We start from the raw sequence: 18,071 nt of genomic DNA on the forward strand, positions 1-18,071 counted from the left end.
CGTCGTGTTGGTCCCAACCTTGCCGCCAGTCGCCGCGCTGGTCTTGATCCCAGCCGCGGCGCCCGCGGTGGTCGTAGATGACCTGAGGTTCACCGTAGACCACGCGAGGCGCGTAATAAACCGAACGCTGGTAGTAGACCGGCGGTGGCGGGTAGTACGCTCGTGTGGTGTAGCGCTCGACCGGTGGTGGGGCGAACAGGCCGCCCAGATTGACACCCAGGAAGACGCGCGTGTGGGCAGATGCCGCTACCGGAACCATCATTGCAACTGCCAGTGCAGCACCTGCCAACGGGTGAATTGTGCGCTTTGTCGTTTTCATGATGTCCTCTTTGCGGTGTGGCGGGCTTGTGCTCTCACCCGGCACCTACAAGCTGCGGCAAACGGCTTAGCGCAAACTTAGAGCCGTGGATTACGTTCAGCGTGCGGTTTGCCAAGCAGACCGTCCCGTTCATAGGTAACGTAGCCTCTGGGGACGGTACATAAAGCGGAGATCCTCATAGTCCGCCTAGCACTAGGCGACCCGCTTCAATCTCTCGCGAACGACCGCTTTGTGTCACTCTATTTAGGAGGTCGACCGGCTGAAGTTGGCCGTGGACCGCACTTGCGGTCCCGATGAGGGCCGGGCAAGCTGCGAAAGGCAGAAGACCGCCCAATCGAGACACTGAAAAGGAAACGTGCGTACTGTGGCCCGTTACGCCCTCCGGGAGAGGGGACGACGCAGCGATCGACACAGAACCTTGCCATGGAGTGGGGTATTGCTGTGCGCTGAGCTCGCCTGCCGGCGGCAACGTACGGAAAACGAACGGTGATGAAGCGTAGTTGCAAGGTCGTCAGCTGGACAGCAGCCATTCTGCTCGCCGTGCTGGTGATCGCGTTGGTAATGATCGCCACGTTCAACTGGAACCGACTCAAGCCAGCGCTCGACAGCCGCATCAGCCAGGCGATCGGGCGGCCGTTCGTGATCCATGGCGACCTCAGCGTGGCCTGGCGGCACGATGCCTCGGCAGGCTGGCTGCGCGACCTGCTGCCGTGGCCAGAGTTCACCGCGCGCGACGTCAGCATTGGCAATCCCGCATGGGCGGCCAAACCGGACTTTGCCCGGCTGGATGCACTGCGCTTCCGGCTTTCGCCGTGGCCGCTGCTGGCCCATCGCATCGTGGTGCCCTCGCTGCAGCTGGTGCATCCGGACGTGTATCTGCAACGCGACCGACTGGGCCGCGCCAATTGGGATTTTACGCTGCCCCCGGGCGGCAACGTGGTCTGGAAACTGCAACTGGGCTCGGTCGGCTTTGACCGCGGCCAGCTAGCTCTGGATGACGCCAGCCGCAAAATCCAGCTGCAGATGACAATCGAACCGCTGCAGCGATCGATTCCCTACGAGCAGATCGTTGCCCAGCAGGCGGCGGCCGCCAGCGCACAGGCGGACAGGATCGCCGGTGCCGCGGCCGGCAAGGCAGTGGGCGACCTCGGTACCCCGCGCGCCGTGTCTCCCGCCGCAGCCGCCACGCACTACCAGTTTGCGTGGCAGGCGGTCGGCAGCTACGAGGGCAAGCCGCTCAAGGGCAGCGGCAAGACGGGCGCGGTGCTGGCGCTGCACAGCGACACGCAGCCGTTTCCGCTGCAGGCCGATGTGCGCATCGGCGACACTCACATCGCGCTGGTTGGCACACTTGCCGATCCGCTGCAGCTAGATGCGCTGGACGTGAAGTTGTGGCTGTCCGGACCCAACATGGCCCTGCTTTATCCAATCCTCGGCATAACCCTGCCCGACACCCCGCCGTACGCGACCGCCGGCCAGCTCAGCGCGCAGTTGCATCGCCAGGGCAGCCACTTCAGCTATCGCGATTTTCACGGTCGCGTGGGCGGCAGCGATCTGGCCGGCAGCCTGGATTACCAGGCCGCCAGTGGCAGCCACACGCGGGCCCGGTTGAGCGGCAAGGTCAGCTCGAAGCTGCTGCAGTTCGCCGACCTGGCACCGCTGATCGGCGCCGGCACCGCCCGGGCCATGCCCGCCGCTGATGCCACCGCGCAGCGCACCGGCAAGGTGCTGCCGGTGGCGCCATTCCGCACGGACCGCTGGCGCGCGATGGATGCCGACGTGCAGTTGACCAGCGCGCACATCGTCCACGGCAGTACCCTGCCGATCGACGCACTGGTCACCCACCTGGTAATGGACAACGGCGTGCTCACGCTGGACCCGCTGCATTTCAACCTGGCCAGCGGAGCGGTAAACGGTGGGCTCAAGCTGGATGGCACGCAGTCGCCGATGCGCGGCGTGCTGCGCCTGGACGCGCGCCACCTGAAGCTTAACGAGCTGTTTCCCGGCTTGGCGCCGATGCGCACCAGCTTCGGCGAAATCAACGGTGACGCGTCGCTGGACGCGCGGGGCAACTCGGTGGCGGCCTTGCTCGGCAGCGCCGACGGTGAGCTTAAGTTGCTGATGAACGACGGTGCGATTAGTAAGACCTTGCTGGAAACCGCGGGCCTCAACGTCGGCAATATCATCATCGGCAAACTATTCGGCGACCAGACCGTGCAGATCAACTGCGCCGCCGCCGACATGCAGGCCAAACAGGGGCTGTTCGACATGCGCCTGTTCGTGTTCGACACCGCCGACGCGGTGATCAACGTGACCGGTACGGTAAACCTCGCCACCGAGCAGCTGAACCTCGATGTGCAGCCGCATACGAAGGGCGTGAGGATCTTCTCGCTGCGCTCGCCGCTTTATGTCAGGGGCTCCTTGGGCAAGCCCGACGTGGGCGTGCAGAAAGGCCCACTGCTGTTGCGCGCCGCCGGCGCCGTGGCGCTTGGCGTGATTGCCGCGCCGGCCGCCGCGCTGCTCGCGCTGGTCGCCCCCAGCCACGACAGCGATGGCAAAAACACTTGCCGAACCGTGCTCGAACAGCTGCGCAATTCCGGGCAGATCATGCCGGCCACCCAGGCCGCAACGGCGGTCAAGGCACGCGCGAAAAAGCCGGTACGCAAGTAGGCCTCGCTGGGTTCCAACCCGGTTCGGTTGACACCTTCATAAGGCCTGCGCATGCACAATGAATGGAGGCGTCTGATCGAGACGGCTGGTCGACTCCGTTTGCCAGCACTGCGGCCGAAGCAGGTCATTTGCAATGGCGAGGTGAGCAGGCGGCTGGCGCGTTGCAGCATCGAGGAGACCGTCACAGCCATACTGGCAAGGCGCCAGTCACCGCACCTGCGGCGCAAACCGACTGAATACCTTCAAGAGACTGCATCATGCTGATCCACTGGACACACATTGGCTCCACGATCGTGGCAGCGTTTCTGGCGTCGCTGGTCGAATGTGTCGAAGCGCTGACGGTCGTACTCGCTGTCGGCTTCGCACGAGGCTGGCGCGGCGCGCTGATGGGTAGTGGTACCGCGATGCTGGCGTTGTTGTGTCTCATCGCGGTCCTGGGTTCTGCGCTGACGCGGATTCCACTCGGCGTGGTCCAGCTTGCAGTGGGGACGTTGCTGTTGCTGTTTGGCATGCGCTGGCTGCGCAAGGCGATCCTGCGCGCTGCTGGCATCCTCGCCATGCATGACGAGACGGCGATCTACACGCAGCAGCAGGAGGTTCTTCGACAAATCGGCAGTAGCCGTGGCATCTGGGACAAGGTCGCTTTCGTTACGGCCTTCAAGATCACCATGCTCGAAGGCATCGAAGTCGTCTTCATCGTGATCGCGTTGGGTGCTGGCAACCCGGGGTTGCTGCTGCCGGCCAGTTTTGGTGCATTCGCGGCATTGGTGGTGGTTGCGGCACTCGGCATCGTGGTGCACCGGCCATTGTCACGGATTCCAGAAAATACATTGAAGTTCGTGGTCGGGGTCCTGCTGTCGAGCTTCGGCACGTTCTGGGTCGGTGAAGGGCTAGGGTTCGCGTGGCCCGGTCGGGACTGGTCGATTCTTGCGCTGATCGCCGGCTTCCTTGCCGTTGCGGCGATCACTGTGTCGGCGTGCCGTCGGCGCGCCTTGAGCGCATCGCACATCCTCTGAATAGTAGGAGTCATTCCATGGCATGGTTGAAAAGTATTTTTCGGGAAATCTTCGAACTCTTTGTCGATGACTGGAGCTTTGCCATCGCGATCCTGGTTTGGCTGTGCATACTCTGGCTCGCGCTTCCGCACTTGCCGATTCCCGCGGTCTGGCACGGCGTGATTCTGTTTGCCGGATTGATCGCGATTCTGATTGAGAGCACCTTGCGTCGCTCCCGGCAGCGGTAAAGCAATGGCGCTGCGCGAAACTCTCGCAGAGTCAGTAAGCAGCACAGCTCGAAGTCCGACCTTGAGGGGGTGGCGAAGGGGAAATACGATAGGCGGCGGCAAGTCACCAAGATCCCGCCGGATGCGACCACCCACCGCGATTCGACTGGAGATCCAACATGCTCGCGAAAATACCTGAGAAAGACTTGGCGTCCGAATTCCTGGCGGCGGAACGCACGTTCCTAGCGTGGGTGCGAACGAGTATTTCCATTATCACACTAGGATTTGTCATTGCCAAGTTCGGCGTGTGGTTGCGCGAGCTTGCCGCGCATCTGGAGCCAGGGACTCATATCCACCAGACTGGTATGTCGCTTCCGATCGGAGAAGTCATGATGGCGTTCGGTGGGATACTCGTCGTGCTTGCCGCCGCGCATTATCAAGCTGTGAATCGGGCTATTGAGCTCGGCGAGGTTCGAGCAAATCGCGGGCTCGTTGTGATCGTCACGATTCTGGTGGCGGTGCTGGCCGGGTGGATGATGTTTTATATGGTGTTGGCCGCAGGGAGCCCATGAAGTTGGGGTCGAAGCGAAGCCTGCGTAAGTCGCCATCGTGCTAGGAGGAGCGAAGCTCGTTCTGTATGTACTGGGCGGCTAGGATGGTTGGTCGGCGCGCACCATGAACGCGAGGATCTTGGCGCAACAATAAGTTCAACGGCAGCTTTGTGGCGTCAATTTGTGAGGAGCGAACGTCGCTTTTTTGTTAAGGGTTGTCCGACGCCTGCCCATGCGCTGACACTCCCAGTCTGCCGACGTGATGTCGGGCAGGCGTTGGACAAGCCTCAAGGGAGGAAACCGCGGGAATTACGACGCGAGGTTCGTCATGGCGCGCCACTGTTCTATGGAGATTTGAATAGTGCGGGAGCGGTCATGAGAGGAAATGGGAGCATGACGGATGCGATGGTGGTGCCGGTGTGGTCGGTTGAAGCATCGGCGAGGCGGTGAAGTGGCCCGTGATGGCGGTGAAAAGACAGTGGCGGGTGGCGCAGAACCATAGCTGCCCGCATCGGCAGTAACCGATGGCAGCAGGATGGGCCGTGGTCGAGATGGATGCTGGAGGCGGTGGTCATGGGGGTGCCCGAGGCACGTGCTGGCGAGCCAGGATGGCGATGATGATCATCGGTGCACCGCAGTGCGGGCACAGGAAGGTGGCTGCGTGCGGAACAGCAGAAGGTGGCGCCGGCGCAGTCGGCGACGGCTCGGGTGCGATGGGCGGTGCGGGTGCGGGTTGGCCGAGCAGTGCGCGTGCGGTGGCGAGTTTGTCCTTGCAGTCGGCATTGGCCATGAGCCCGTAGTGGCGGATACGATGAAACCCGCGGGGCAACACGTGGAGCAGAAAGCGCCGCATGAATTCACCGGCATCCAGCGTCATGGTCTTGTAGCGCGTGCGTCCCTTGGCGCGGTAGTCCTTCCAGCGGAACGTGACATCGTGCTGGTCCATGGCGACCAGTCGTTGGTTGGAGATGGCAACGCGATGGGTGTAACGGGACAGGTAGGCCAGCACGGCGGCCGGACCGCCGAAGGGCCGTTTGGCGTAGACCACCCATTCAGCACGGCGCATCGGTGCGAGCCACCGGGCGAAGGCATCCGCTTGCGCCAAGGGTGCATGTTCACCGAAGAACTGCAGTTGGCCGTTGCGGTGCGCCTGCACTAGGCGTTCGAGGAAGAGCCGCCGAAACAACCGTGACAGCACCCGCACCGGGAGGAAGAAGCCGGGCTTGCAGGCGATCCAGCGTTGGCCGTCCGGCGAGATGCCGCCGCCGGGCACGATCCCGTGCACATGCGGGTGGTGGGTCATCGCCGAGCCCCAGGTGTGCAGCACCAACAGCATGCCGATGCGGACCCCCAGATGTTTGGGATCGGCCGCGATGGTGAGCAAGGTCTGCGCCGTAGCCTGAAACAGCAGGCCATAGATGACCGCCTTGTTGGTGTAGGCCAAGGCGCTGATCGGTGCCGGCAGGGTGAAGACCACGTGGTAGTAATCGACCGGCAGCAGCTCGGTCTGCCGGGCTTCCAGCCAGCGTCGGGCAAGACTGCCCTGGCACTTGGGACAGTGCCGGTTACGGCAGGAGTTGTACGCGATCTGGAGGTGGTCGCAGGCGGGGCACTGCAGGCTATGGCCACCCAGCGCCGCACTACGGCACTGTTCGATGGCCGACATCACCTTGAGCTGACCCAGGCTCAGATGGCCGTGCTGTTCCTGACGCCAGTGCGGCCCGTGGGTGCGGAAAATGTCCGCGACCTCCAGGGCGAGGCGTGCCACGGGTCTATCCCGGTGGCAACCCCTCCAGGGGGCTGATCACCTGGCGCAGAATCTCGGTAGCGACCTGCGTGTACAGCGCCGTCGTCTCCAGCTTCTTGTGACCCAGCAGCACCTGGATCACCCGAATATCCACCTTCTGCTCCAGCAGGTGGGTCGCGAAGCTGTGCCGTAGCGTGTGCATCGACACGTGCTTGTCGATGCCGGCCGTCTGAGCGGCGGCGCGGATGGCGCGGTTGAGCTGGCGCGGCGTCAACGGGTTGACCCGGTTCATGCCGGGGAACAGCCAGCCACCATCGAGTAACTTGCCTTGGGCGTGTGCCGTGCGCCACCAGATGCGCAGCGTCTGCAGCAGCACCGGCGAGAGCATCGCAAAGCGATCACGGTGCCCCTTGCCCTGATCCACGCGCAAGACCATCCGTTGGCTATCGATGTCGCCGATCTTCAGGCCGACGACTTCGCTGACACGCAGCCCGGCACCATAGGCCACGGACAGCGCCGCCCGGTACTTGTCATTGCCAGCGCACTCGATCAACCGAGCGACCTCCTCGCGGCTCAATACCACCGGCAACCTGTGGGGGACGCGCACCGGGCTCATCTTGGCGAGAGCATCGGCACGCTCCACGGTCACCTCGAAGAAAAACTTCAATCCGGTGATCGCCGCGTTGACCGACATCGGCGAGACGCCGGTCTCCACCAGATGAAGCTGATAGCGCCGCAGGTCCTCGGCGGTCGCCGTGTCGGGAGGGCGGCGCAAGTAGCCGGCGAATCCGCGCACGGCGCGGACGTAGGCGGACTGGGTCTTGTCGGACAGCTTGCGCAACGTCATGTCTTCGAGCATGCGCTGCCGCAACGGGCTGATGGTTTGAGTGGGAAGGCTCATGGCCGTACTCCTGTCGGGATCGAGGCATATGCCTCGACTCACAACATTGCAGCGCAACCACCCGATTTATAGCGGCACTCAACGGTGCCGCGGGCCACTACCGCGATAGCGGTTTAGTCCCTTGGCCGGAAGCGGCCACTAAAGTAGGATGATCAGGATAGCGGTGTGCTGATCATGCTTTATTGGTCTTGGTGATCAATTTCATCGATGCACGCACGCTGTTCACGTAGCGCCTGAGCCAGTGAGCGCAACGAAGTCCGTATCCCTCCCTTCCAGGCGTTACCGCTCACCGCTGCCTTGCCCACTGCCGTCTTGGGCCCTGTGGATCGCTCCCACGGTTTCCATCGGCGGATGGCTTGCGCCTGCCGTGCCCGTCGTTCCGGTGTCCAGCCGTTGCCCATGGTCTGCCTCCAATAGTTTGTTTGGCGTTTTTTCTTTTTCGCACGTGCGCGCAGGCGCGTCGCGCGCGATGTGTTTATCTTGTTCAGCTCCATTGTTCACCTGTTGGTGCCCATGGGCGATGTTGGCCTGTTTGGCGAACACCACGGGCGGGTGCTTGATCGTGGACAGGGTTTCCAGCGTGGTCCGGCATTGGTTCTGCGCGCGCAAGGCCAGCTTCATATAGCTTTCGGTGGCGCCCAGGTATTCGCCCATGTTCAGGGCAGCTCGGCGGGCCAGTTCGGAAAACATGGCGTTCAGCGCCGTGGCTTGCGTGGCCAGCATGGTTTCGGCCTCACTCATGTCGCCGGCTTTGACTTTAGCGGCGCTGTCTTGAAGCGTCAGCATGAGGTCTGACAGCGATACTTCGCCCAACTGGGGCTTGGCATAGGTGGTCAGGATCAGGGCACTTTGGGCGACCGGAGATGCAGCCACATCCGCGACCAGACGATCCTTGGACTTTCCTTCGGCGTCCAGTGCCAGTGTCTTCGACTTCGGTGCTGGGGTTTTTTTGCGTTTGGTGGTCATGGTGTGGAGTCCTTGGGTTGCCACTGACTACAGGCATGCCGTTGCATGGGCCAATGCATGCGGTGGATGTCTTCCGGTTGCAGGCCGCAGTGGCCGGCTCCGGCCTCCGGGTTCACGCGGTCTGGCAGGTAGTGGATACACGCGCCGCATGTGATCCGTGGTCTTGGGATGGGCTTGCCGGCCTTGCGCACGTGGCACCAGGGGCAGCCCAGCGCGCGTGGTATCCCATTCACCATGGGCAGGACCGCCGCAACAGCCGGAGGCGCCCATACGGGGCCACAGCGCGCGCACAGGATGGCCTCCGTCTCGTTCCGGGGCACGCGCCCAGCCATGCGCTCGGCCTCATCCTCCAGAGCGCGCAAGTAGGCCCGCAGGACGCTTTCGGGGAGTCCCTCGCAGGCGTCCACGTCATCCTTGCTCAGCCGGTGAATGAGGTCTGGATCGGCATATTCGGCGGACGCTGCGTTCAGCAGCCGGGCACGCAGGTCTTGCGCACGGAGCCCTTGCGACTCTTGCGACTCTTGCGACTTTTCCCGTGGGGAGGCTTGAATAGTCGCAAAAGTCGCAAAAGTCGCAGCCGGTCCGCTGGCGGATTCGGACAGCAGTGTGGCGAGTAGCTGGCCCATGTCAGTCTCCCGTCGATGCCGGGGCGATGCGCCACACGTAACGCCGATGCCTGCCGTCCAGGTGCGCGCCGCCTTCGATAGGTTCGGCCCAGCCCGTGGCTTCCAGCACCGATGCCGCGCGCCGGAAGGTGGCGGCGTCGCGCACGCGATTGGGTCCCTTGTGCAAGGCATCGCGCGAATACAGCAGGGGACGGCCGGTGTCGTGGCACCAGGCCAGCAGCGCTTCGGCGTCGCGGATGTCATCGCCGACTTCCGCTGTACCCGCCAGCCGTTCGGCTTCGCCCAGATGCCAGATGACCAGTTCGGCCGCGCGCTCGATGGTGACGGCCTCGATGCGCTGCGCTTGCGGGTCTTCGGTCAGTGTCAGCACGCCCGCCACGCGCAGCACCTGTTCGGCAGCCTTGCTTGCCCAGGGCTTGACCATGGCATAGCGGCCTTCCGGCCCCATGGCTGCCTCGATACCGTCATGGGCGCGCTGCCAGATGGCCTTGGCTTCTGGGGTGAGCGTCAGCGTGGGTGGTGCCAGTTCGTTGCGCTCGCCTTCTGCCAGGGGCAGGGATCGCCGCAGCAGGTCACCCAGCCGCGCGCCGTAATGTCCAAGGGCTGGATCATCGCGCAGTGATTCGGCGCGATAGGGGCGGTTGCCGGCGGTGCTGTGCGGCCAGGCCAGCAGGCAGCGGGCCAGAAAGCCCTGTCCACGCAAGATGGGATCGCACAGCGCGCGTTCGGCGATCACCGGTTGCGCCATCAAATGCAGCGCCAGGCGCCGGCCCCACAGCTTGGTGGCCCCGTCACCGGCACGGATACGGTCCAGCTCGCCGCGATCCCACAGCTTGCAAAGGGTGGCGGCGGTGCGCGCGACCGTCTCTTTGGTCATGCCGTGACCGCCGAACACCAGGGCCGCTTCGTCGGTGAATGCGCCCAGACTCGGCCGGCCCATGGCCAGCAGTTTGGCCAGGCCTTCGGCGGTGAAGTCGCCCGCGATCAGGTTGGGGCGCAGCGGCGGCAAGGGCTCGGGGCCTAGCGCACGTAGCGAGTCAGCCAGTTGCGCCGGCTTCTTTTTCTTCGCTTCCGTCTTGCTCGCGTTCCAGGCTTCCAACTCGATGTCATGGGCGGTCAGCGCATCGATATAGGACTTGGCCAGCTCCCGTTCCACGTCGCGCGCGCAGCGCATGGCTTCGCCGTCCACGGCACTCTTGCGTTCGCCGCTCTCGGCCACGGTCAGAAACCATAGCGAGAGCGGATGGACGCGCCCGTCCATTTCCACGTCGGCCAGGCCCTGCACCGCCAGGGATGCGGCGGCCAGCAGCGAAGCCGCACAGATCGCATCCGGGGCTTGGATCACCCGCTGGAGCGACTGGCAGGCGGGCGCGAGGACGGGCCCCAATTCGACAACTGGGTAGGGCGTGGGTGGCCGTACAGGCCGCCTCAGCGGTTCAGGGGCGCTGCATTGCTTGGCTGTCGCGCCTCTACCCGGCTCTGCTTTGTAAGTATCGGCGTCGATGCAGGGTAGGGCGTCCACATCGGCGCCGGTGGCTCCCGGATGTTGGGCCAGCCAGTCCACCACGTCGCCCTTGGGTGGCAGCGCCCGGGTGGTGTCCGGATGGATCAGGCGCGCGCCGGGCAGCTTCTCCAGGACGGCGTTGGCATACACGGCGCCCGCTGGATCGTTGTCCGGCCACAGGATGCTGTCGCGCCCGTGCATCGGCGACCAGTCCGCCGCTGCCACGCTGTCCTTTCCGCCACTGGTGATGGCGACCCGCCCTAGGTCGTTCAGGGCATCGGCGCAAGCTTCGCCCTCGACCACGTACACCGACACATCCGGATGTGCCGCGAGCCGATCCAGCCCGTACAGCGGCTTTCCTTCGGGCGGTGCCGGCGGCTCGCCCAGCACGTAGACGGAGCCGTTCCAGTGCATGGGGCGTATCCACTTGGGCTGGCTCGGATGTTTGAGCCGGATGCGCCAGTACAGCGGCGTTCCTTGTGCGTCCCGGTACACGTGCAGCGCGTCAGGGCTGTAACCCTCGGACAGGGGCTTTGCAGCCAGACGGCGCGCAGCCTGCTGTGGCGTTTCGACGGGTTGGGGCAGGGCGTTCACCGCATACCTCCTAGGCCGATCAGATCGCGTACGGCTTCCTTGAAGGAGGAGCCGGTGATGCGTTGGTGAAACGCCACCAGGTCGCCCTTGGCGTCGCAGCCGTGGCAGCGAAAGCCTCCCGTGTGCAGGTTGGCCGATGCACTGGCGTTCCTGTCCGTATGAAATGGGCAGCGGCAGGGTGCCCAGCCTTCGGCGTTCGGCTTGCCCAAGCCCTCCATATGTTCGGCGTAATACCGCGCCGGGTCGGGCAGACGCTCGCGCCAATTCGGGGGTATATGCAGTGTGCGCATTACGCCGTATAATGGCGAAAGGGAAACCACATAAGCCCGGTTGCCCTCGTGATTCGTGATGCCCGCCCCACGGTTACCGCCGTGGGGTTTTCCTTTTTGGGGATTGCGAACATACCGGTTCATGCCGCTTCTCCCTTCGACAGGGACTCGACAAGTGCGCGGATATCTTCGGCACGCCACGCGGTGATGCGCGCGCCCAGGGCACGGGTCGGTTGCGGGTAGCGTCCAGAACGGACACCGGCCCACCAGGTGGATTTGCTTACGGGGATGATGGCCGGGATAGCAGGTGTAGTGTCGGTTTCAGGCCGGCCGACGATGTGCCAGAGGCGCAGGTAGCCGGTGTCGGGGAGTCCAGTAGCCATGTCGCTTTACCTTGGCCGTTAACGGCCGTCGTTGAACATGGCTGTGGATTTCGAACCAGCTAGGGGGCTAGCCTGCAAGCTGTCTCGTTAAAGAGGCTTGGTTACCGCATGGTTGCTTGATTTGAGAGTTGGTGCAGCAAGTGGTCACGATCGGGAGGCTATGTGTTTTAGGATAGAATTTGCTTCAAACGAGACACGCTGATGCCTTCCTCGTCGGCAACGGTCTTGTTGTAGGCCCTGACACCTTGCACCTTGAGCGCGGTCACCCGTGACTTTAAGCGCGCCCTGCGGTCCTGCGCTGATTCCGTATTGCCTCCACCGGCGGCGGGCCGGGCGACAAAGCGGTCCAGTGTGGTTCGGTTTATCTGCAACTGGGTGCCTTCCAGTGTCAGAACCTCGTCTAGGGCGACCGTGTGGCCGGCCAGTGTAAGCGTGAGATGTCCGTCGTTGACCAGAGCCAAATGGCTGGCGCGTTGCCGGTTTCGGTAAACCCCCAGGCGCCATTCTCCAGCGTCACCTTGCGTCACCGGACTATCGGGGAGGCCTAGCAAGTATTGTATTTTCTGTGCCAATGCGCCGGAAGACGTCTGCCATGCTTGCAGTTCATCAAGCGGCACGTCCACGCGATTGATGTCCTCGCGCTTGTCGCAAACCACGAATGCAGCCGGTACGCCGCTGCGGTCGTTCATCACGTGGACCGGCATGGTGCAACTGCGTTCGCAGCCGGGGCATGTCGTGGTGTTCGATGGACGGCCTTGGACCAGCAGGTCTTCGGCCTTCATCGTCGCAATCGCGTCCTCCGGCCATGCTGCCAGTTCAGCTTCACTGATACGCACGGCCGCGCCACCTCGCGCGCTCAGGCGCTCCAGCAGCTCGATCAAGGCGCCTTGTGGCGTCATGCTTCGGTGGTGGTGACGGACGCCTCATCCGTATCGGCTTCGCGCGGTTCGATGCCGGACGCTTCCAGCATCTGGCGCAGCTTCAGGTCCATCTCGTCGTACTTGAGCGAACATGAATTGGGATGCGTGATCCGGATGGTGACTGTCCTCGCGGGTTTGTCCGGGTCCGTCACCACGGATGCCGTCAGTTCCACTTGCGTGACGTTGTAGGTATGCAACGGCAGGGACGGGCGCACCTTTTCCAGTAGCGCATAGACGGCGTTCGGGTCATGTGCTGCATCCGCTTCCAGGGTGATGCGGTCACCCCGGTGTGCGCGCGAGGACAGCCGCAGTTTCTTGACGACGACATTTTCGATCCCGCTGCCCACGGCAAAGCTGAAGTCGAAGGATGCCTGCGCCAGTGGGTTCAGATCGTAAACACGCTCGTCCTTGGGGTCGGGTGGCAATTCGTCCAATTTCAGGATCGTGGTGGCAAACATGCCTTGCAGAGGCTCCACGGCCTTTTTAGTCCCGCGATAATTGAGGTCCAATGTGCCGTCCTTTTGTGTGTAGACGAACACCACCTCGAAAGCCGGATTGTGAGGTCGTCGATCAAATTCGCCGTCCACCCATTCGATGCTTTGCTGCGAATAGTCCTCGGGGTAGGCGAAAAAGTAGTCGCGCTCGTCTCTGCGGAAGGCCTCGACGATACAGTTGTTGCCTCTACCCTCGGTGGTCCTGAAATATGTGCGTATCTGCGCGGCAAGCTGGTCAAGGCTCGCCTTGTCCACGGCGGCAGGGTTATGCCCCATGTGTTTTCGCTTGCGCCAATAGCTCAGGCTGTCCGCGTGATAGAAGCGGGTCGCACCACGCCAGAAGTCGCCGTGGTCCAGATAGGTGACCATGGCGCGGTGGTGGTGGCTGGGCAGCGCGGACAGCTTTTCGATCAGCGCGTCGCGTGCCTCCGGTTCCCTGCGCCATTGCCAGCGCGTTTCGTCCACGATGGCATGGAATCCTTTTTCGCAGCTCATCTCGAAAATGTCGCGCAATTCCGCATCCATGGTATGGCGCTGGTCTTCGGGAAGGCTCAGCCAGGCATCAAACAGTGCATCCGGCTTGCCCTCCTTCATGGCGGAAAAATCCAATTCGCCAAACAGGCCACGTTCTTCAAAATAACGTTTCAGCAGTGCGTTGGGCATCTGCCGGAAAAAATCTCGCGTGGTGTAATGCCTTGTCATGCGCTGTCCTCAATTCCGTCTGTGGTGCGATGACCGCATGCCTGCGGACACGATGGCCTTTTACTTTGAAGGGTTAATCACGGAAGGTCCAGTGGTGGCAAAGCCCGGACGATCTTCATGGTTTCCAGGCTGACCGTGATGACACGCTGGACCAGTTCCAGCGGGTACTTGGGGTTGTCCATGGTTTCGATAGCCCAGTCGTTGGCGTCGTTGACGATGCCGCTGGCCTTGTCGGTTTTCACGCGCTGGCGCTCGACCACCCAGTCCAGGGCGCTTTTGCCGTTGACGACGTAGTCGTAGGCTTCAAGCGGGATGCCGGTCAGGGTGATGGCATCGTTGTAGTGAAGAATGGTGAGGTCCTTGGCCTTGCCGCGCTTGCCGTAGCGCATCTTTTCGACGCGGTAGTCGGCGTCGGTGAGGCGCTTGCCATCCGTCTCGATGGTCAGCGGATAGGGCTGCGCGGTTTCGTAGTTCAGGTGCAGCTCGGCCAGGTCGCGGCCAGCCTGACTGAACGCCCAGAAGTCCGCAGCCGTCTTGACGCACGGGACTCTCGGCAGTTCCTTGGTGAGGTTGTCGGCGTAGCGCTCACGGTAGTCGGGCGAGTGCAGCAGCCCGTAGACGTAATAGAATATGTCTTCCTTGTTGATGGTCTTGTTGGGGTATGCCCCTTGGAAGTGGGTCAGACCCTCGTCGGTCAGTGCGTCGCGGCGTGCGCGGTTCGGTTCAGATGATTCTGCCATGGTGTGGAACAGACCAGCTTGCGTGGTGTTGTCACTTTCTTTCGCAGCTTCGTCATACAGATAGAGAGGGAAGCATTGCGCACCAGCCGACATGGAATTCAAATCAGTGATGACATCCGTAATGACACACGAGAATTCTTTAGCTCCCTTTGCCGTCGTCATGATCGCCCGATTCTCCGCTTCCGCATCCGGAAAGATGCGCGGCATCTGGTAAACCATTTCGTTGAAGCGTCGATTGAAATACAGCCATTGTTTGGTGAACGGACGGTACAGGCTGGGTATTACTGATTCGCTGTCGAAGTTGAATTGTCGACCTTTGGCCAGTTCCTGTTTGAGCGCGCGCGTCCAGCTTATTTTGGTGGCATCGGTATCGATGAAACCGTCCAACTGTTCCGCACGCGACTCGATATCCAAGCCTTTGGGGGCGTTGTCGAACCGATCCACTTCGCTGTTGTAGAAGTCGACCATGCGGCCCATATTTGTAGTAACGCCGGCCTTGCTGGCGTTGTAACACCAGGCATCGCGTTGTGTTTTGACTCCATTGGAATAGTTTTCAAACAGTGCAGGCGTCTGCTTGTCTTTCTTGTCGCCCAGTACGATAAAGGCATCGAAGCTGTCGTCGCGCTGGTTGAACCAGTCGCCGTGTGCGTCGGGAATGATGGTTTGCCAACCCTCAACCTTCGTTATGCCGGCGATACTACCGGATGCAGCGATAGTTGCCAGCTTGTCGTCCCGGCTCAGATAGTCGCCGATGTCGTGAAAATGAATCTGGCCATGCACCTTTGTGAGTGGATTTTTCACAAGTAGAGAAATGGCGATGGGTGCGCGGCTACCCATGCCGAACACGTTGTCCTTTTCCTTGCGGCGCAACTCGCCAGATGTGCGCGCGTTGCCCCGAAGATGAAACACATAGATGCTGGAAAATTCCTCAGCTAGACACTGGCGCAAGCCATCGGCGGTGTTAGTGTCCAGAAACCCAGCATTGGTTACAAAACCGATGACGCCGCTTTCGCCTACGCGGTCAGAAGCCCAACGAATGGCGCGGATGTAACTGTCGTACAGCCCAATCTTATTTGTGGCGTCAGAGCGCGCGGCATAAGTGCCGCGGATGCGTCTGTCCAGATGCGGATAGCCGACATTTTGGTTGTTGTCGTTGGCGCTGTTCTGCCCCGCAGAATACGGCGGGTTGGCCATGATGACGCGGATGTCCAGCTCCTTTTGCCGCTTGCGGCGCGCGCTGTTGTCCACCAGCAAGGCGTCCACCAGGTCATCCTTTTCGTACATCTGGAAGGTATCGGTGAGGCAGATGCCTTCGAACGGCTGGTACTCGCCGCCCATGATGCCGTGGTAGGCCGCCTCGATATTGACCGCGGCGATGTAGTAGGCCAGCAGCACGATTTCATTGGCGTGGATTTCGCGCGCGTATTTGTGCGCCAGTTGCTCGCGGGTGATCAGGCCACTTTGCAGCAATCGGGTGATGAAGGTGCCGGTGCCGGTGAATGGGTCCAGGATATGCACGCCTTTGCTGCCCAGCGTCTGGCCGAACTCGCTGTGCAGGATGTGGGCGACGCTGTGGATGATGAAGTCCACCACCTCCACCGGGGTGTAGACGATACCCAGCTTTTCGGTCAGTCGCGGGAAAGCGTTGCGAAAGAACTTGTCGTACAGCTCGACCACGATGCGCTGTTTGCCCTGGGCGTTGTCGATGCCCTTGGCGCGTTCGCGCACGCTGTCGTAGAAGCCTTCCAGGGTGTCGGCCTCCTTATCCAGATGGTGTTCCTGCAACGTGTCCAGCACGCTTTGCATGGCCTGCGACATGGGGTTGTGGCGGGCGAAGCTGTAGTCGGCGAAAAGGGCGTCGAACACCGGCTTGGTGATCAGGTGCTGGGCCAGCATCTCGATGATGTCGGCATCGCTGATGGCGTCGTTGAGGTCATCGCGCAGTTCGGCGGCGAAGGCGTCGAAGGCTTTGCGTTCCGCCGTGTACTCGGGGTTTTCCACGATGGCGGTGATGCGGTCGATGTGGGTATTGGCAATGCGCGCGATGTCGTTGGCCCAGTCTTCCCAGTGGTGGCGATTGCCACACTTTTGCACCACTTTGGCGTAGATGGCGCGTTCGATCTCCCCGATCTCGAAAGGAATGTCGGCGGTGCCTTTGTCGCCGTACTGCGGTGCGGTTTCGCCGATGCCGAATTGGCCCTTGCCGGCTTGCCTGTTGGTACTTTTTCCTTTTTCCGCGCGGCTGGGCTTGTTGGGCACCTTGTCGGTGATGGCGATGACTTCCATCTTGCGCGGGTCTTTGCCGATCAGATCCAGCTTGTTGACCATGGCGTCGAAGCGGTCATCGTGCGAGCGCAATGCCTGCAATATCTGCCAGACCACGGCATAGGTCTTGTTGTCGTTCAGCGCCTCGTGCGGTTTCTTACCCGCGGGGATGACGACAGGCAGGATGACGTAGCCGCGTTTCTTGCCCGGCGCGTTGCGCATGACGCGGCCCACGGACTGCACCACGTCCACTTGGGAGTTGCGCGGGGTGAGAAACAGCACGGCATCCAGCGCGGGCACGTCCACGCCTTCGGACAGGCAGCGCACGTTGGACAGGATGCGACAAGTGTTGTCCGGGGTGTCGGCCTTGAGCCAGTCCAGTTCTTTTTCCTTCTTGCTGGCATTCATGCTGCCGTCGACGTGCCTGGCCTCGCAGACCAGGCGTGCGGCCGGTTCGATGTCTCCGGAGTTTTGATAGGCCTCGACCACGTCCGTGAACCTCTCGGCGATATGCTTGGAGCTGACCTTGTGCGTCCTGGCGCCCTTGGCGATGTCGATGACCTGGCAGAAGGCCACGGCGCGGCGCATGGGGGCGGGGTCCAGCGCCAAGTCTTCTTCCAAGCCCAGTTTGGCCAGCGCCTTCCAGCAGCCGATGATTTTCGAGGCATCGTCCACCTTGAGCTGGTTGTTCTCGTCGGACAGCAGCCGCTGCAGGCGACGGTTGACGTGCTCTTCCTCGACGGCCAAAACGATGACCTTGTAATCGACCAGCAACCCGCGCTTGACAGCTTCGGAAAATGTGATGACGTACAGCTGTTTGCCGTACAGGGTTTCATCGTCCATGGAGCACAGCGTCACGCTGTCGCGCTCGGCGCTGGCCTTGGCGACATCGGCGTAGATGCGCGGCGTGGCTGTCATGTAGAGCCGCTTGCGGGCGCGGATGAAGTCGGCGTCGTGGACCTTGACGAAATGGCTTTCGTCCTTGTCGTTAAGGCAACGCTGAATAAGCCGTCGCAATTATCCATCTGCCGGTCGGCCGGGTAGATCAAGGTTTTCTGCTAGTGGTTTTCACCCTTTTCCGCGCCGTGAGGCGCGTTGTTGGCCCTCAACGGGCCCTCATGTCGGTACTCTGGTGCGCGACAGGTACAGGTTGGCCAGCCCGAGGGCCACGAAGCTGCGGTTGGCGTTCTTGTCCAAA

Annotated in this window: 14 protein-coding genes; 4 read left to right on the forward strand and 10 right to left on the reverse strand. The window is 62.1% G+C overall.

Features of this window, described 5'->3' with window-relative positions; translation table 11 throughout:
• The coding region (locus tag PF446_RS11360; protein ID WP_298071653.1) for a hypothetical protein at positions 1-319 on the reverse strand (319 nt) is incomplete at its 3' end.
• 489 nt (positions 320-808) lie between these two features.
• Here PF446_RS11360 and PF446_RS11365 point away from each other — a divergent pair.
• The 4 genes from PF446_RS11365 to PF446_RS11380 all read left to right on the forward strand — a co-directional run bounded on the left by PF446_RS11365 (position 809) and on the right by PF446_RS11380 (position 4,783).
• Positions 809-2,989: an AsmA family protein gene (locus PF446_RS11365; RefSeq protein ID WP_298071655.1), complete on the forward strand. Its 2,181-nt coding sequence runs from the start codon at positions 809-811 to the stop codon at positions 2,987-2,989.
• 257 nt (positions 2,990-3,246) lie between these two features.
• The gene (locus PF446_RS11370) at positions 3,247-4,005 is read left to right on the forward strand and encodes a hypothetical protein (RefSeq protein WP_298071656.1); all 759 of its coding nucleotides are present in this window, start codon (positions 3,247-3,249) and stop codon (positions 4,003-4,005) included.
• Between the two features lie 17 nt (positions 4,006-4,022).
• Positions 4,023-4,232 (forward strand): hypothetical protein, encoded by a 210-nt coding sequence (locus tag PF446_RS11375; RefSeq protein ID WP_298071658.1) that lies wholly within the window; start codon positions 4,023-4,025, stop codon positions 4,230-4,232.
• Between the two features lie 158 nt (positions 4,233-4,390).
• Positions 4,391-4,783: a DUF202 domain-containing protein gene (locus PF446_RS11380; RefSeq protein ID WP_298071660.1), complete on the forward strand. Its 393-nt coding sequence runs from the start codon at positions 4,391-4,393 to the stop codon at positions 4,781-4,783.
• A 550-nt stretch (positions 4,784-5,333) separates the two neighbouring features.
• On the opposite strand, the gene PF446_RS11385 is transcribed toward PF446_RS11380, so the two are convergent.
• The 9 genes from PF446_RS11385 to PF446_RS11425 all read right to left on the reverse strand — a co-directional run bounded on the left by PF446_RS11385 (position 5,334) and on the right by PF446_RS11425 (position 17,890).
• Positions 5,334-6,530: an IS91 family transposase gene (locus tag PF446_RS11385; RefSeq protein WP_298071662.1), complete on the reverse strand. Its 1,197-nt coding sequence runs from the start codon at positions 6,528-6,530 to the stop codon at positions 5,334-5,336.
• Positions 6,531-6,534: 4 nt separating this feature from the next.
• A complete protein-coding gene (locus PF446_RS11390) occupies positions 6,535-7,410 on the reverse strand; it encodes a site-specific integrase (protein ID WP_298071664.1) in 876 nt (291 codons plus the stop codon).
• A gap of 279 nt (positions 7,411-7,689) precedes the next feature.
• Positions 7,690-8,376 carry a hypothetical protein gene (locus PF446_RS11395; protein WP_298071666.1) on the reverse strand — a complete coding sequence of 229 codons (687 nt, stop codon included), beginning with the start codon at positions 8,374-8,376 and terminating at the stop codon, positions 7,690-7,692.
• A 627-nt stretch (positions 8,377-9,003) separates the two neighbouring features.
• Positions 9,004-11,100, reverse strand: coding sequence for a DUF3987 domain-containing protein (locus PF446_RS11400; protein ID WP_298071668.1), 2,097 nt, complete (start codon positions 11,098-11,100; stop codon positions 9,004-9,006).
• Entirely contained in the window at positions 11,097-11,513 is a 417-nt protein-coding gene (locus tag PF446_RS11405; protein WP_298071670.1) for a CHC2 zinc finger domain-containing protein, read from the reverse strand. The genes PF446_RS11400 and PF446_RS11405 overlap by 4 nt, the downstream gene beginning before the upstream one ends.
• Complete coding sequence (locus tag PF446_RS11410; protein WP_298071672.1) at positions 11,510-11,752, reverse strand: transcriptional regulator; 243 nt, start codon at positions 11,750-11,752, stop codon at positions 11,510-11,512. Before PF446_RS11410 ends, PF446_RS11405 begins: the two co-directional genes overlap by 4 nt.
• A gap of 167 nt (positions 11,753-11,919) precedes the next feature.
• Positions 11,920-12,633, reverse strand: coding sequence for a hypothetical protein (locus PF446_RS11415; RefSeq protein ID WP_298071674.1), 714 nt, complete (start codon positions 12,631-12,633; stop codon positions 11,920-11,922).
• A 14-nt stretch (positions 12,634-12,647) separates the two neighbouring features.
• Positions 12,648-13,868 (reverse strand): hypothetical protein, encoded by a 1,221-nt coding sequence (locus PF446_RS11420; RefSeq protein ID WP_298071676.1) that lies wholly within the window; start codon positions 13,866-13,868, stop codon positions 12,648-12,650.
• A 77-nt stretch (positions 13,869-13,945) separates the two neighbouring features.
• A complete protein-coding gene (locus PF446_RS11425) occupies positions 13,946-17,890 on the reverse strand; it encodes a type ISP restriction/modification enzyme (RefSeq protein WP_298071678.1) in 3,945 nt (1,314 codons plus the stop codon).
• Between the last annotated feature and the right edge of the window lie 181 nt (positions 17,891-18,071).

The sequence above is a fragment of the Oleiagrimonas sp. genome, assembly GCF_027858935.1.
Lineage (GTDB): Bacteria > Pseudomonadota > Gammaproteobacteria > Xanthomonadales > Rhodanobacteraceae > Oleiagrimonas.